The sequence below is a fragment of the Streptomyces hyaluromycini genome, assembly GCF_002217755.1.
Classification (GTDB): Bacteria; Actinomycetota; Actinomycetes; order Streptomycetales; family Streptomycetaceae; genus Streptomyces; species Streptomyces hyaluromycini.
On the sequence record NZ_BCFL01000025.1, the window covers coordinates 353,741 to 369,384 of the forward strand.

The 15,644-nt window shown below is 69.2% G+C and carries 12 protein-coding genes; 1 reads left to right on the forward strand and 11 read right to left on the reverse strand.

The window, feature by feature from the left end; all coding sequences use genetic code 11:
* Positions 1-15 precede the first annotated feature (15 nt).
* A complete protein-coding gene (locus SSP29_RS34005; protein WP_089104720.1) occupies positions 16-1,032 on the reverse strand; it encodes a DUF8189 domain-containing protein in 1,017 nt (338 codons plus the stop codon).
* Positions 1,033-1,096: 64 nt separating this feature from the next.
* On the opposite strand from SSP29_RS34005, the gene SSP29_RS34010 reads away from it, so the two are divergent.
* Entirely contained in the window at positions 1,097-1,468 is a 372-nt protein-coding gene (locus tag SSP29_RS34010) for a PIN domain-containing protein (protein ID WP_089104721.1), read from the forward strand.
* Between the two features lie 118 nt (positions 1,469-1,586).
* On the opposite strand, the gene SSP29_RS34015 is transcribed toward SSP29_RS34010, so the two are convergent.
* The 10 genes from SSP29_RS34015 to ngcE form a co-directional block, all read right to left on the reverse strand.
* Positions 1,587-3,035: an ArnT family glycosyltransferase gene (locus SSP29_RS34015; protein ID WP_089104722.1), complete on the reverse strand. Its 1,449-nt coding sequence runs from the start codon at positions 3,033-3,035 to the stop codon at positions 1,587-1,589.
* A gap of 72 nt (positions 3,036-3,107) precedes the next feature.
* Entirely contained in the window at positions 3,108-4,604 is a 1,497-nt protein-coding gene (locus SSP29_RS34020) for an amino acid permease (protein WP_089104723.1), read from the reverse strand.
* 223 nt (positions 4,605-4,827) lie between these two features.
* Positions 4,828-6,744, reverse strand: a complete 1,917-nt coding sequence (gene dxs / locus SSP29_RS34025; protein ID WP_089104724.1) for a 1-deoxy-D-xylulose-5-phosphate synthase — start codon at positions 6,742-6,744, stop codon at positions 4,828-4,830.
* Positions 6,745-7,028: 284 nt separating this feature from the next.
* Entirely contained in the window at positions 7,029-8,384 is a 1,356-nt protein-coding gene (locus SSP29_RS34030; protein ID WP_089104725.1) for a sugar ABC transporter permease, read from the reverse strand.
* Positions 8,381-9,172, reverse strand: coding sequence for an ATP-binding cassette domain-containing protein (locus SSP29_RS34035; protein ID WP_089104778.1), 792 nt, complete (start codon positions 9,170-9,172; stop codon positions 8,381-8,383). The genes SSP29_RS34030 and SSP29_RS34035 overlap by 4 nt, the downstream gene beginning before the upstream one ends.
* Positions 9,173-9,500: 328 nt before the next feature.
* Complete coding sequence (locus SSP29_RS34040) at positions 9,501-10,592, reverse strand: sugar ABC transporter substrate-binding protein (protein WP_089104726.1); 1,092 nt, start codon at positions 10,590-10,592, stop codon at positions 9,501-9,503.
* Positions 10,593-10,726: 134 nt separating this feature from the next.
* Positions 10,727-11,926 carry an ROK family transcriptional regulator gene (locus SSP29_RS34045; RefSeq protein ID WP_089104727.1) on the reverse strand — a complete coding sequence of 400 codons (1,200 nt, stop codon included), beginning with the start codon at positions 11,924-11,926 and terminating at the stop codon, positions 10,727-10,729.
* A gap of 349 nt (positions 11,927-12,275) precedes the next feature.
* Positions 12,276-13,175, reverse strand: a complete 900-nt coding sequence (locus tag SSP29_RS34050) for a carbohydrate ABC transporter permease (protein ID WP_089104728.1) — start codon at positions 13,173-13,175, stop codon at positions 12,276-12,278.
* Between the two features lie 4 nt (positions 13,176-13,179).
* Positions 13,180-14,106: a carbohydrate ABC transporter permease gene (locus SSP29_RS34055; protein ID WP_089104729.1), complete on the reverse strand. Its 927-nt coding sequence runs from the start codon at positions 14,104-14,106 to the stop codon at positions 13,180-13,182.
* Between the two features lie 28 nt (positions 14,107-14,134).
* Positions 14,135-15,586 (reverse strand): N-acetylglucosamine/diacetylchitobiose ABC transporter substrate-binding protein, encoded by a 1,452-nt coding sequence (ngcE, locus tag SSP29_RS34060; protein ID WP_089104730.1) that lies wholly within the window; start codon positions 15,584-15,586, stop codon positions 14,135-14,137.
* Positions 15,587-15,644 lie beyond the last annotated feature (58 nt).

The following is a 15,644-nucleotide window of genomic DNA, read 5'->3' on the forward strand; positions in this document are numbered from 1 at the left end:
CCGGCGGTACGGACGTCAGACCTCCTGCCAGGCTCGCAACGCCAGCCCCGGCTCGTCCTTGCGGCGGGTGAGGAGGAGCTGGCCGGTGGCCGGGGACAGGCTCGCCGCGGTCACCCGGCCCTCCGCGTCGGTGGCCAGGGCGACGGTCGCGTCCGCGGGCAGCTGCGGGCCGGACTCCGTCCACCAGGCGCCCGCCTGCTCGTCCTCGGTCGGGTAGGCGGCGAAGGCCACCCGGCCGCTCGCCGAGCGCTGGGCGAGCAGAGTGCAGTCGTACCCGTCGAGTTCACAGCGGACCGCGGCGACCGGGCCGGGCCCGGCGGAGGGCAGCAGGGTGTAGGGCTTGCCGCCCGGACGCCAGGCGCAGAGGTCGCCGGACTCGTCGGTGTAGTAGAGGGTGGTGCTCTCCGGCGAGGTGGCGAGGGCGCGCAGGGTACCCGGCCGGACCGGGGTCTCCAGGGCCTCAAGGAGCACGGGGGGCTTCCCGGCCGCCTCCTGGCGCCAGTGCACGATCCCGCCGGGCACGGCCGCGTACACCTCGACCCGCCCCGACTCACCGGTCACCGCCGCGAGCCCGTCCTCGACCAGCCGCCCCTTCAGGTCCCGCCACGGCTCCCAGCCGCCCTTCGCCTTCTGGGCGGCCATGCTCACCCCGCGCCCCCGGTTGCGGACGAAGACATGGGCGCGGCCCTGCGCGTCCACGGCGACGGCCGGGGCACCGGTGACGTCGCCCTTCTTGCTCGGGTGACCGATCGACTGCCAGTCCAGGGCGGCCAGATGCGGCCGGTAGTGCGTGGAGTGGACGAGACCCGACTCGCCCTTCACGGTGGGCCGCCAGGCGACCAGGTGGGCGTATCCGTCGGCCCCCTGCCCAACGGAGAAGCCGGGGTGCAGCCGCTGGTCGCCGCCCGTTTTCCGGGGGGTGCCCCAGGGGCTGCCGGGGCCGCGCTCGGCCCGGCACAGCACCGCGTCGCCCGACGGCAGATAGACACTGAGCCGGCCGTCGCGGCCGCGGAGGAGCCAGTCGCCGTTCACCGCTTCACTCTAAGCGGGGCCGTTCGCCGCAGTGCCGGGGCCCCGGGCGTGCGAGGCTTGGGGCATGGAAGACGAAGCTCCCCTGCTGGTGATCGTCGACGGCGCGAACGTCGTCGGGTCGCGGCCGGACGGCTGGTGGCGGGACCGCAGAGGAGCCGCGGAGCGGCTGCGCGACCGGCTGGCCGAGCAGGGGCTGCCCGGTCGGCCGACGCCCGTGGAGCTGGTGCTCGTCGTCGAGGGCGCGGCCCGCGGGGTGGCCTCGGTGCCCGGGGTACGGGTGGAGTCGGCACCCGGCAGCGGCGACGACCGGATCGTGGAGCTGACCGCCGAGGACTCCGGCCGGCCCCGGCTCGTCGTCACCGCCGACCGTGAACTGCGGCGCCGGGTGACGGAGTTGGGCGCCGAGGTGATCGGGCCGAGCGCCCTGCTGCACTAGGCGCTCCGCTGGATGTGCGGTTCGTCTGCCGCGGGCCGGTGGGGGCTGGTCGCGCCCACGCGGCGGAGCCGCATATCGATACAGACCCGCGCCCCTTGCGGGGCGCTGCCCAACCCGCTCACTCCCCCGGCGCCCGCACGTACAGCACCGCCCCGTCCACCTCGCCCGCCTGTTCGTATCCTGCCGCGAGCAGCCTGCGCAGGCTGGGGACGCGGTCGGGGCCGTACGGCTTGCCCCGGGAGTCGTCGATCACCAGGGCCGGCGCCCGGTCGGCCATTTCCGCGCGGAAGACCGGCCAGGTGCCCGCGACGGCGTACTTCTCGCCGACCTGGGGGCCGTCCCGGCCGCCGCTGAAGTTGGTGAGGAGGCCGGCGGTGAGGTAGCGGGTGGCGGGGGTGCGGTCGGCGAGCCAGTACGTCTCCGGGTGTATGCCCCAGACCAGGACCCGGTCGCCGGGCCCGGTACGGCGGTCGAGGGTGAGCGCCAGCCGCTGGGCGTGCGCGAGTTCGGGCCGGGGGGCCAGAACGCCCCAGGTCAGGAACAGGGCGCAGACGCAGGCCGAGGCGAGGACGGCGGCCGAGGTCCGTTCCCGCGGCAGGATCTGCAGCGCGGCCGTGGCCAACAGCGCGAGGGGCGGGGTGAGTTGCAGGAAGTAGTGGCCGAAGAAGTGGAAGCCGAGCGTGACGGCGACCGCCGACGCGGCCAGCCACAGCCACAGGTCGGCGGCGCCGGTGCGGGCGATGCGCAGGGCCCGCACGATGGGCGGGAGCAGGCCGGCCGAAGCCGCGCCGAGGATCGCGGTGTTGGTCAACGCCCGGGCCAGGACATGCAGTTCGGAGCCGGTGAAGGAGGCGTAGGCGCCGGAGCCGGTGACCGTCCAGAAGGCGAAGCCGGCCGGGTCGGTGGCCAGGGCCACGCCCAGCACGGGCAGGGCGGCGCCGGCCGCCAGTCTGAGCAGGCCCGCGCGCGGGCCGCCGTACCGGTTGAGCAGGTAGAGCACCGGCAGCAGGACCGCCCCGCCGGTCTGCTTGGTGAGGAAGGCGCAGGCGACGGCGGCACCGGCCGCTCCCCAGCGGCGGCGGTCGGCGCACCACATCGCGGCGGCCGTGCAGGGCAGCATGAACACCTCGAAGGTGGCCGCCTGCGCGTCCTCGGGGTTGAGCCCGACCGAGACCAGCAGGTACAGCGCCCCGGCGGTACGGCCCGCGCGGTCGCTCCAGCGCCGCCGGGCGATCGACGCGAGCAGTACGGCGGTGGCCAGCTGGGCCAGCACGGCGAGGACCCGGACCGGGGTGAGCGATCCGGACCCGAAGACCGCGAACGTCCCCTCGTACAGCCACGGCAGCAGCGGCGGCTTGCGGTCCACGACGGTCTCGTACAGCTGCCCGCCGCGCGCCAGCATGCGTGCCTGTACGGCGAGATAGCCCTCGTCCGGGTTCCACAGCGGCCGGACGAACGACGGCACCCGGGTGACGCAGGCCAGGACGGCGAGCAGCGGCAGCAGCCGCACCCAGTACCCCTTGCGTACGACTACGGACCGTGGCGGCGCGAGGGGCACGAGAAGCATGGGGAGCACGCTATCCGGCCCCGCAGTCCCACCCGGACGGGACATACGGGGCCGGAGTGGCGAGCCTGCCGGTCACGGAGCGTCGGCGGGGGCCCGTTCGGCCTGGGCGAGGCGGCTGTGCGAGCGGCCGTAGAGGAAGTAGACGAAGAAACCGATGACCATCCAGATGGCGAACCGCAGCCAGGTCTCGGCGGGCAGGTTGAGCATCAGCCACAGCGAGGCCAGCACGGACACGATCGGCAGCGCCGGCACCCAGGGGGTGCGGAAGGACCGCTCCAGGTCCGGCCGGGTGTTGCGCAGGATGATCACGCTGATCGCGACGACGATGAAGGCGAAGAGCGTGCCGATGTTCACCAGTTCGGCGAGTTCGCTGAGGCTGGTGAAGCCGGCGACGATCGCGATGACGACGCCGAGGAGAATGGTCGGCCGGTACGGGGTGCGGAACTTCGGGTGGGTGTGCGAGAAGAACCGGGGCAGCAGCCCGTCCCGGCTCATCGCGAAGAACACCCGGGACTGGCCGAGCAGCAGGATCATGCAGACGGTGGTCAGGCCGACGGCGGCGCCGAAGCTGATCAGGCCGGCGAACCAGGGGTGCCCCGTGGCCTTGAACGCGTCGGCCAGCGGGGCGTCCACGGACAGCTCGCTGTACTTCTGCATGCCGGTCACCACGACGGCCACGGCGACGTACAGCAAGGTGCAGATGATGAGGGAGCCGATGATGCCGCGCGGCACGTCCCGCTGGGGGTTGCGGGTCTCCTCGGCGGCGGTGGCGACGACGTCGAAGCCGATGAAGGCGAAGAAGACGACCGAGGCGGCGGTGAAGATGCCCATCACGCCGAAGTTGGAGGGCGCCCAGCCGAACATCAGCTGGATCAGCGGGGCCTTGAGGTTGCCGCCCGCCGGTACGGGCTGCTTCGGCGGGACGAAGGGGCTGTAGTTGCCGCTGTGGATGAAGAAGGCGCCGGCGATGATGACGACGAGGACGACGGCCACCTTGATGGCGACGACGACCGAGGTGACCCGGGCGGAGAGCTTCATGCCGACGACGAGGATCGCGGTGAGGACGAGGACCAGGGCGGCGGCGAGGATGTCGAAGCCGAAGCCGTGGGCGCCGTCGCGGCCGCTGAGGTATCCGGGCAGGTGCCAGCCGGCGTTGTCGAGCAGCGAGTGGATGTACCCCGACCAGCCGACGGCGACCACCGCCGTGCCCAGCGCCAGCTCCAGCACCAGGTCCCAGCCGATGATCCACGCGGGGAACTCGCCCAGCGAGGCGTACGAGAAGGTGTACGCCGAACCGGCGACCGGGACGGTGGAGGCGAACTCCGCGTAGCAGAGTGCGGCGAGGCCGCAGACGACGCCGGCCACGACGAAGGACAGGGCCACGGCGGGGCCCGCGGTGTTCTTGGCGGCCGTGCCGGTCAGGACGAAGATGCCGGTGCCGATGATGACACCCACGCCGAAGACCGTGAGGTCCAGGGCCGACAGCGACTTCTTGAGCGCGTGCTCCGGTTCCTCGGTGTCCTTGATGGACTGTTCGACGTTCTTGGTCCTGAAGAGCGTACTGCTCACGTGCCTACCTCCCACGTTTGTCGTCCTCGACATGATCGAGAGGGCCGGGGGGTGCGTATGCCCCGGCAAAGGCAGGTTCACGCAGATGGGTCGGTCTCGCCACTTGGAGGAGTGGGGAGACCGACCCATTGGGGTGGTTCGGGTTTCGTCGGGGGGTGCGGGCCGGATTGGGCTGGTCACGCAGTTCCCCGCGCCCCTTTCGGGGCGCTTCAGCGAGGGAGCTTTAATCCCTCGCCGGTTCCACCGAGCTGACGTCCGCCGGCTGACCGTCCAGCTTCGCCACCAGACCGGTGACCTGGCGGGCGATGTCGGGGGCCGTCAGGCCGATCTCCGCCATGACCTCGGCCCGCGACGCGTGGTCGAGGAAGCGGGGCGGGATGCCGAAGTCGCGGAGGGGGACGTCCACGCCCGCGTCGCGCAGGGCCTGGGCGACGGCGGAGCCCACGCCGCCCACGCGGATGTTGTCCTCCACCGTCACGACCACCCGGTGGCGCTCGGCCAGCGGGGCCATCGCCTCGTCCACCGGCTTGACCCAGCGCGGGTCGACCACGGTCGTCGAGATGCCCTGCTTGTCGAGGAGGCCGGCGATCTCCAGGCACATGGGGGCGAGGGCGCCCACGGAGACCAGGAGCACGTCCGGGGTGTCGGTGCCGGGCTCGCGCAGCACGTCCATGCCGCCGACCTTGCCGACGGCCGCCACGGCGGGGCCGACCGCGCCCTTGGAGAAGCGGACGACCGTGGGGGCGTCGTCGACCTCGACGGCCTCGCGGAGCTGGGCGCGGACCTGGTCGGCGTCGCGCGGGGCGGCGAGCCTGAGGCCGGGGACGACCTGGAGGATCGACATGTCCCACATGCCGTTGTGGGAGGCGCCGTCGGTGCCGGTGACACCGGCCCGGTCCAGGACGAAGGTCACCCCGCACTTGTGCAGGGCCACGTCCATCAGGACCTGGTCGAAGGCGCGGTTGAGGAAGGTGGCGTACACGGCGAAGACGGGGTGCAGGCCGGCCGTGGCGAGGCCCGCCGCGGAGACCGCGCCGTGCTGCTCGGCGATGCCGACGTCGTAGATGCGGTCCGGGAAGGTGTCCGCGAACTTCTTCAGGCCGACCGGCTGGAGCATGGCCGCCGTGATGGCGACGATGTCCTCGCGCTCCCTGCCGAGCTTCACCATCTCGTCGCCGAAGACGGAGGTCCAGTCGGCGCCGGAGGCCTTGACCGGCAGGCCGGTGTCCGGGTGGATGGGGCCGATGCCGTGGAAGCGGTCGGCCTCGTCCTGGAGGGCGGGCTGGTAGCCGCGGCCCTTCTCGGTGAGGCAGTGCACGATCACCGGGCCGCCGAACCGTTTGGCCCGCGCCAGCGCCGACTCCAGGGCCTCCATGTCGTGGCCGTCGATCGGGCCGACGTACTTCAGGCCCAGGTCCTCGAACATGCCCTGCGGGGCGATGAAGTCCTTCAGCCCCTTCTTGGCGCCGTGCAGGGTGTCGTAGAGCGGCCTGCCGACGACCGGCGTGCGCTCCAGCAGGTCCTTGCCGCGGGCCAGGAACCGCTCGTACCCGTCCGTCGTGCGCAGGGTCGCCAGGTGGTTGGCGAGGCCGCCGATGGTGGGGGCGTACGACCGCTCGTTGTCGTTGACGACGATGACCAGCGGGCGGTCCTTGGCGTCGGCGATGTTGTTCAGCGCCTCCCAGGCCATGCCGCCGGTGAGGGCGCCGTCACCGATCACGGCGACGACGTGGCTGTCGCGTTTGCGGAGCTGGTTGCCCTTGGCGATGCCGTCGGCCCAGCCGAGCACCGTGGAGGCGTGGCTGTTCTCGATGACGTCGTGCTCGGACTCGGCCTGCGAGGGGTAGCCGGACAGGCCGCCCTTCTGCTTGAGCCGCGAGAAGTCCTGCCGGCCGGTGAGCAGCTTGTGCACGTAGGACTGGTGGCCGGTGTCCCACAGCACCTTGTCCTTCGGGGAGTCGAAGACGCGGTGCAGGGCGATGGTGAGCTCGACCACGCCCAGGTTGGGACCGAGGTGTCCGCCGGTCTTGGAGACCGCTTCCACGAGGAAGGTCCGGATCTCCTCTGCCAGCTGGACCAGCTCCTCGGGGCTGAGCCGGTCCAGATCGCGCGGTCCCCTGATACGGGTCAGCAGCGGCACCCGTGCCTCCTTGCAGTAGAGCTGATCGAGCTGTTGCCGGGCCTGTCGAGTCTAATGTTCCGCCCGGGCGGCCGACGCGCGGGCTGTACGTCATACGTCACGCGAACGGCCGTACCCAGGGAAAGGGTTCCTGAGACACAGCTGTGGCCCGGTATCTGATGGATACCGGGCCACATGTCCTACCTAAGGGGCGCGGGGCTGTGTTCATTTGCGGCTGCCGCCGCGCGGGCGCGACAAGCCACGACGGCGCGCAAGCCGTCAACGCACCACCTGCCCCGACGGCGCTATCCGCGACCCGCGGCCTTCTGGCTCTTACGGGAGACGGAGTCGATGACGACCGCACCCAGCAGAACACCACCGGTGATCATGTACTGGATCGACGTGTTCATGTTCAGCAGGTCGAGGCCGGTCTGGATGGACTGGATGACCAGCATGCCCAGGAGGGCGGACCAGACGCTGCCGCGGCCGCCGAACAGCGACGTACCACCGATGACGGCCGCCGCGATGGCGAGCATCAGGGTGTTGCCGCCACCGGCGTTGAGCGTCGCGCTCGCCGTCTGACCGGCGAAGAACATACCGCCGATGGCCGCGAAGCCACCGGAGATCGCGAACACGGTGATGCGGACCATCGGCACGCTGATACCGGCACGGCGGGCCGCCTCGATGCCGCCACCGACCGCGAAGACCTTGCGGCCGTACGTCGTACGACGCAGCACGAAGTCGACGATCACCAGCGACGCGAGGAAGATCACCAGCGCGTTGGAGACGCCGGCCGCGTTGTTCAGCACGGCCGCCGCGGCGAAGGACGCGATCGCGAGCAGTGCGACGCGGACCACGATCTCGCTGGTGGGCCGGAACGGCACACCCGCCGCGCGGCGCCGGCGCTGCTCGTTGAACTGGCCCAGGGCCGACAGCACGACACCGAGGCCGGCCAGCAGGTAGGCACCGATGATGGCCTGGTCCATGAAGAAGGAGCTCTGGCCGAGGAGCTTCACCGGGCCGCTGTCGGCCGGGATGTTGATCGTGCCGCTGGAGCCCAGCAGCCACAGCATCAGACCGTTCCAGCCGAGGAAGCCGGCCAGGGTGACCACGAACGCGGGTACGCCGATCTTGGCGAAGAACCAGCCGTGCAGGGCGCCGATGCCGATGCCCGTGATGATCGTGAGGATCAGCGCCAGCCACTGGTTCATCCCGTGGTTGACCACGAAGACGGCGAACACCGTGGAGGCCAGACCGCTCACCGAGCCGACGGACAGGTCGATCTCGCCGAGCAGCAGCACGAACACGAGGCCGATGGCGAGCATGCCGGTGGCCGCGAGGAAGTAGCTGATGTTGGAGAGGTTGGCCGCGCTGAGGAACAGGCTGTTCTTCACCTGGAAGATGGTCCAGATGATGATCAGGCCGGCGACCACCGGCAGCGAGCCCAGCTCGCCGCCCTTCACCCGGCGCTTGAACTCCGTGAGGTAGCCCTTGAGGCCCTCTTCACGGACCAGCAGGCGCGGGTCGACGACCGCGACCGGCGCGCCCGTGGGGTCGTCGGCGGGGGCCACCGTGACCGGGGCCGCGGCCGGCTCGGTCGTGTCGGCCTTCTCGGTCTTGGGCGACTCGTCGCCCTTTACGGTCTTGGACGTCTCGCTCACTTTGCCGCCTCCGGGGTGCGACGCTCCGAACGACGGGTCACGGCGTTGTCCGTGGCACCCGTGATCGCCGCGATGATCTCTTCCTGGCTGGTGCTCTTCACGGGGAAGAAACCATTGTTCTTGCCCAGACGCAGCACCGCGACGGTGTCCGCGACCGCCTTCACATCGGCCATGTTGTGGCTGATGAGGATGACGGCGAGGTTGCGCTCGCGCAGCCGCTCGACCAGGTCGAGGACCTGCGCGGTCTGCTCGACACCGAGGGCGGCGGTGGGCTCGTCGAGGATGACGACCTTGGGGTCGCCGATCAGGGCGCGGGCGATGGCCACGACCTGGCGCTGACCGCCGGAGAGGCTGGCGATCGGGATGCGCACGCTCGGGATGCGGATGGAGAGCGTGCTCAGCAGCTCGCGGGACCGCTTCTCCATCGTCACCTCGTCGATGACGCCGCGGTGCAGCAGCTCACGGCCGAGGAAAAGGTTTCCGACCACGTCGAGGTTGTCGCAGAGAGCGAGGTCCTGGTAGACCGTCGCGACGCCGAGACCTTGGGCGTCGTGCGGCTTGTTGATGTTGACGGGGTTGCCCTCCCACTCGATGACGCCCTCATCGATGGGATGTACACCCGCGATCGTCTTGACCAGGGTCGACTTACCTGCGCCGTTGTCGCCCACCAGGGCGACCACTTCTCCGGCGTGGACCTCCAGTTCGACATCGGTGAGTGCCTGGACCGCACCGAATCGCTTGGAGACTCCGCGCAACGCCAGCACGGGCGTAGCGGACACGTGAACCATCTCCTTCGCCGCCTGACCGGCGGGGATGCCGCGCTTGGTGATCAGGCGCGGAGGGGCGTGCGGCACCTCGGGTTGCCGTCGGTGTACGCACGCGGTTTACAAGATGAACATGCGCGAATCCGCTGCGCTTGGCAACGGGTCCGTCCGACGCCCGCTCCGGCAGCGGGGTATGAAGGCCGGAGCGGGCGTCGGAGGGGTTTCGCGTGACCGTCGGACGACCCCGGGCACCTTGCGGAAGGGCCGGGGTACGTCGGGCGGCCGGGGCCCGGGTGTCGTACTGCGATCACCCGGGCGCTGGCGGCCGGAGCCCTGCGGCTCCGGAGCCGGGCTACTGGAGGCCGGCGGCCTTGCAGGCCTTGGCGAACTCGCTGGTGCAGATGTCGGAGACGGTGTACAGACCGTCCTTGATCACCGTGTCCTTGATGTTGGCCTTGGTGACCGACACCGGGGTCAGCAGCTGCGAGGGCACCTTGTCGCCGGAACCGCTGGTCTGCGTGGTGGTGGCGAGCGAGGAGATGCTCTTGCCGTCCAGCAGGTTCACCGCGATCGTGGCGGCGGCGTCGGCCTCGGGCTTGAACGCCTTGTAGACGGTGGAGGACTGGGTGCCGGCGACGATGCGCTGGATGCCCGCGAGCTCCGCGTCCTGACCGGTCAGCGGGATGCCGCTGATGCCGGCGCCCTTGAGGGTGGTGGCGATACCACCGGCCATGCCGTCGTTGGCGGAGTAGACGCCCGCGATCTTGCTGGCACCGAGCTGCGTGATGGCCGCCTTCACCTTCTGCGCGGCGACCGTGTCCTTCCACAGACCGGACTGCTCGTAGGCGATGTCGACCTTGCCGTCGAGGGCCTCGTGCGCGCCCTTCTTGAACTGGGCGGCGTTCGGGTCGGCGTCGTCACCGTTGATCATGACGATCTTGGACTTGGTGGTCGCCTTGGAGCCGAGGGCGTCCAGCAGGGCCTGGCCCTGGAGCTGGCCGACCTTGACGTTGTCGAAGGAGACGTAGGCCGACACCGGGCCCTGGGCGAGGCGGTCGTACGCGACGACCTTGACACCCTTGTCCACGGCGGCCTGGATGGAGGACTTGATGGCCGCAGAGTCCTGGGCCGAGATCACGATGACCTTGACGCCCTTGGTCACCATGGTGCTGACCTGCTGGGCCTGCTTGGCAGCGTCACCGGCGGCGTTCGCGTAGTCGACCGTGCAGTCGGCACACAGCTTCTTGACCTGCGCCTCGAAGTACGGGTGGTCGAACTTCTCGTAGCGAGCGGTCACGCTGTCGGGGAGCAGCAGGCCGATGGTCTTGCCACCGGAGGAGCTGCTGCTCGACGAGTCGCTCTTCTTGTCATCGCCGGCCTTGCCACAGGCGGCGATGGACAGCGCCATGGAAACCGCGGCGGTGCCGATCACGACTCTACGCATCGTTGCGTTCATTTGGGGGTGCCTCCCTGACAGGGCCGCAACGCTGCGGCCGAGGTGGCTGGAAGTCAACTCGGCCGTGACTTCGACGTCAAGAAGTAAATACTTAACGAGATGGCAACGGCGCCATTCGTTCTCTAAGTGAAGACAGGTGCAACAGCGGGCAACGATCCGTCCAAAAGGGTTGAATCGCCCATCTCGCTGAGCGCGAGAGCGAGCGCGCCGAGCACCTCCGCACGGCCGCCAAGGGCCCCCGGAAGCACCGAGAGTTGGCGCGCCGCGCTGGGGATCGCATAGCGGCTCACGGACTCCCTGATGGGCCCCAGGACCAGCTCTCCGGCCTCGGCGAGATCGCCGCCGAGGACCACCCGGCTCGGGTTCAGCAGGTTGCAGAGATTCGCCACACCACTGCCGATGTGACGGCCGACGTCGCCGATCACCCGGCGACAGCCGGGGTCGCCTTCCCGGGCCAGCCGCACGACGCCCTCCATGGTCAGGTCCGCGCCGTGACCGGGCTGGAGCAGCGGCAGCACGTAGCGGGCCGACGCGAAGGTCTCCAGGCAGCCGCGGTTGCCGCAGCGGCAGACCGGGCCGGACTCATCGAGTGTGATATGTCCGATTTCGCCCGCCGTGCCGCCGGGGCCCCGGTAGATCTTCCCGTTGATCACCAGGCCGGCGCCGACACCGCTGGCGACCTTGATGTAAGCAAGATCACGTACGCCCTTGCCGCTGCCCCAGACCAGCTCACCGAGGGCACCGAGGTTGGCGTCGTTGTCCACGTGCACGGGGACGCCGAGCCGCAGCCGCAGCTCCTCCGCGGGTCTCGCGCCGATCCAGCCGGGCAGGATGGCGCTGGAGCCCAGGGTGCCGGACTCCACGTCGATCGGGCCGGGGACGCCCACGCCCACGCCGGCGATCTTCGATCGGTCCACACCGGTCGCCGCGATCAGGCGGTTGACCAGCTCTTCCGCCCTGTCGAAGCCCTGACTGGACGACGCGTCCACGTCGAGCGGCTCGGACTCCTCGGCCAGCACCTGGTGGGCGAGGTTGCCGATCGCCACGCGCAGGTGGGTGTGGCCGAAGTCGATCCCGATGACGATGCCGGCGTCACCGCTCAGACTCACGCTGCGGGCCCTGCGGCCGCCCGCCGACGTGGGCGTGACCTCGACGGTTCCGCCGTCCTTGAGCTCGCGCACGATGTTGGAGACCGTCGCAGCCGACAGGCCGGTCGTGCGCGCGATCTCCGCCTGCGTGAGCGATCCGGCCAGACGTACGGCCCGTACGACACGTTCCAGGTTGGCTCGGTGCAGCGACGACTGCGACCCCGGAGTCTCCATCGACCCATCCACTCCTGCCATCGGAGGCGGCCACGGTGCCGCCAACGTGACCCAGATCACCTCACTGAGACCGGGCCACTTACAAGTTATGAACTCCAAGCTCTGCTGAACGGGTTACCGCCGTCAAGTCCTTGACAGAAATCGTTGGCGGTTCGGGGGTTGCCTGGGGGACATGCATTCGACATGTCTAGGCCACTGGTCAGCAGGTGGCGGAGGGGGCGGTGGGTGACCGTGGTGGTGCGGGTGCGGCGTCGTTGTGGCTGGTCGCGCAGTTCCCCGCGCCCCTTCGGGGGCGCGGTCGTGGGCGCCGAATTCAAGGGCGCCCTCTTTCGGGTTGCGAACGTTCGGGTTACTTCAGAGCGCCCGCCGTCAGACCCGCCACCACCTGGCGCTGGAAGATGATGTACGCCGCCAGGACCGGGAGCATCGCCATCACCAGGCCGGCGAAGAGGCCGGACCAGTCACCCTTGTAGCCCTGGCTGACCGCCAGCTGGACCAGGCCCTGGGTGAGGACGTGTTTGTCGGGGTCCGTGTTGAGAACCGTCGGGAGCATGTACTGGTTCCACTGGCCGAGGAAGTTGAAGATCCCCACGCTGATCAGGCCGGGCTTCGCCATCGGCAGCATGATCTGGAAGAACGTACGGGTGTGCGAGGCGCCGTCGACGAAGGCCGCCTCGGCCACGGACGTGGGCAGCGTGCGGAAGAACGCCGTGAGGAAGAAGACCGTGAACGGCAGCGAGTACGCGATGTACACCAGGATCAGGCCGTGCAGCGTGTTCAGCAGGCCCATGTTGTTCACGACGTAGAACAGCGGGACCAGCGCCAGCATGATCGGGAAGCTCATGCCGCCGATGAACAGGTAGTAGATGAAGCGGTTGCCCGGGAAGTCGAAGCGGGCCAGGACATAGGCCGCCATCGAGCCGAGGACCAGGGTGCCGATGAGCGAACCGCCCACCACCAGGACGGTGTTCAGGAAGTAGTCGCTCATGTTGGCCTGGGTCCAGGCCCGCGACCAGTTGTCGAAGTGCAGCTTGTCGGGCAGCGCCCAGGGCGAGCCGAAGATCGACCTGTCGTCCTTGAACGACGTCATCACCGCCCAGAGCAGCGGTGTGACCACCATGATCGCCCAGATGACCAGGACGCCGTGGGAGAAGACGTTGAGGACTCCGCCCTCGCGCTGCCGCCGGGGCGGCTTCGGCGCGGGGACGTCGATCTTCGTGACGGTGGTGTCGGTCTCGGTCGTCGTCATCGCTTCAGTACTCCAGCCGCTCGCGACGGCCCAGCCGCATCACGACCGCCGCGAAGGCGAGCGTGACGATCAGCAGAGCGACGCCGATGGTGGTGGCGTAGGCGGCCTGACCGTCCCGGAACGCCTTCTGGTACACGTACAGGACCATCACGGTCGTCGAGTAGTCGGGCCCGCCCGGTCCGGTCGTCATGATCTGTACGACTGCGAACGACTCGGCGCCGAGCGCGAGGATGCCCATGTACACCCAGCCGGACTGCACGGTGTCCCACAGCAGCGGCAGGGTGATGCGGAAGAAGGTCGCCGCGCGGCCGGCGCCGTCGAGGAGCGCGGCCTCGTAAAGGTCCATGGGGATGGACGCCATGCCCGCCGAGAAGAGGACCACGAAGAAACCGACCGTGGACCAGACCAGTACGGCCATCACGCACCACAGGGCGAGGCTCGGGTCGCCCAGCCAGAGCGGCTGGATATTGTCCAGACCAATTCCGCGGAGCAGTGAATTGATCGCGCCGCTGTCGGGGTTGTAGGCGAAGGCGAACAGCAGCGAGACGATCGCGATCGACAGCACCTGCGGGAAGAAGTAGACGATCTTGTAGAAGGAAGAGCCCCGGACCCCCGAGATGACCGGGCCGCCCTTCCTTCTACGGCCGCCCACATTGATCATGAAGGCGAAGAACAGCGCAAGGCTGATCGTCACCAGCGGCAGCACGATCGCGAACATCAAGCTGTGCTGCAAGGACTTCCAGAAGATGTCGTCGTGCAGCATCCTCCGGTAATTGTCCAGGCCGACCATCTTGAATTCGGGGCTCAGGCCGGTCCAGTCCGTGAACGAGTAGTAGATGGACTGGATGAACGGCCACACCACGAAGAGCGCGTACAGTCCGAGGGGCAACGCCAGAAACCCCACGATGAACCGGTACTTGCCGTGCTGCATCGCCACTCCGGTGCCGTGAGGGTGAGTGTTACGGGTGCTTGTAGTGCTTGATCGTGGTGTCCTTGGCGGCCTCGTCGGCGAAGCCCTGGATCTTCTTGACGGCCTCCGCCGGGGTGAGCCGGCCGGCCATCATCTCGCCGAGACCGGCGACTCCGATCTTCTCCTTCTGGAGCTGCACGTACCAGTCCTGGAGCCGCGGGTTGACCACATTCGACCCGGCCAGCTTCAGCGCGGCCACACCCGAGGTGAGGCCCGGGGTGAGGGTGATGCCGTCGGTGCCGCCGTTGTACGCGGTCAGCGACTTCACCTTCGTCGTGAAGTTCTTGGAGGAGGCCTCGCTGAGCATGATGCGCAACTGCTCCATGCCGCCCTGGGCGTTCGCCGCCTTGGCCGGGACGACGAACGGCTCGCCGCCGGAGGCCCAGATGGTGCCGAACGGCATCTTGTCGTTCTTGTCGATGCCGGTGGGCGCGGAGACGGCGAGGTTGAAGTCGGAGGGGATGACGTTCGCCGACTCGTTCTCCACCCAGGAGCCGTTCGGGATGAACAGCGCCTTGCCCTGCGCCCAGGCGGTCTGCGACTGGATGTGGTCCAGGCCCGGGGTGCCCTTGAGGATGTAGCCCTTCTTGTAGAGCTCGTAGTAGGCCTCGAAACACGCCTTGACGGCCGGGTGCTTCCAGGCGTTCGGCTCCAGGTTGTCGATCGCGTTCAGGACCTCGACACCGCCGACCTTGCCGATCATCGGGTAGAGCGAGAAGGGGATGTAGTACGGGTACTTGCCCGCGTAGGTCCAGCCGGCCATGCCCTTCTTCTTGGCCTTCTCGCAGACGGCGATCATCTGGTCCCAGGTCTGCGGGTACTCCGCGTCGAGCGAGTCCAGGGCCTTCTGCGAGTACCAGACGCCGTAGACCGTGTAGGCGTAGTACATGATCCAGACCGGGTTGCCGTCGAACTGGCCCATCTCGACGATGCCGGGGCGCAGCGTGTCGCGGACCTTCTTGTTCGGGTCGTCGTACGACGGCGCGTCGAGCAGCGGGGTGAGGTCGGCCAGCTGCTTCTTGCCGACGAGCACACCCATGTCCATCTGCTCGGCGCCGGAGTTGTCGATGAGGTCCGGCGGGGTGCCCTGGTTGAAGCGCGGCTGGAGGGTGGACTGGATCTTCTGGGTCGCGGAGAACTTGACCTTGGCCTTCGGGAAGTCCTTCTCGTAGATCTTCACCGCGTCCTCGGCGTACTCCTTGCCGAAACCGCCGTCGAAGAGGACGAATTCCATCTGCGCGGTCTCGTTGACACCCAGCGGGTTCTTGGCCGTCTTCTTGCCGGCCTTGTCCTTGGACTGGCCGCCGCCGCCACTGCTGGCACAGGCGGAGAGGAATCCGACGGTGGGTACCGAAATCAGGCCGAGTGCGGCCGAACGCTTGATCAGATCGCGGCGGCCGACACCCTCGGAACCATGGTTCGCTGCGGAAGGGGATCCCATGCTCAAGTCCACGCCTTCTCCAGGACTCAGGCGGTGAACCGGATCCTTCCCGGCACCG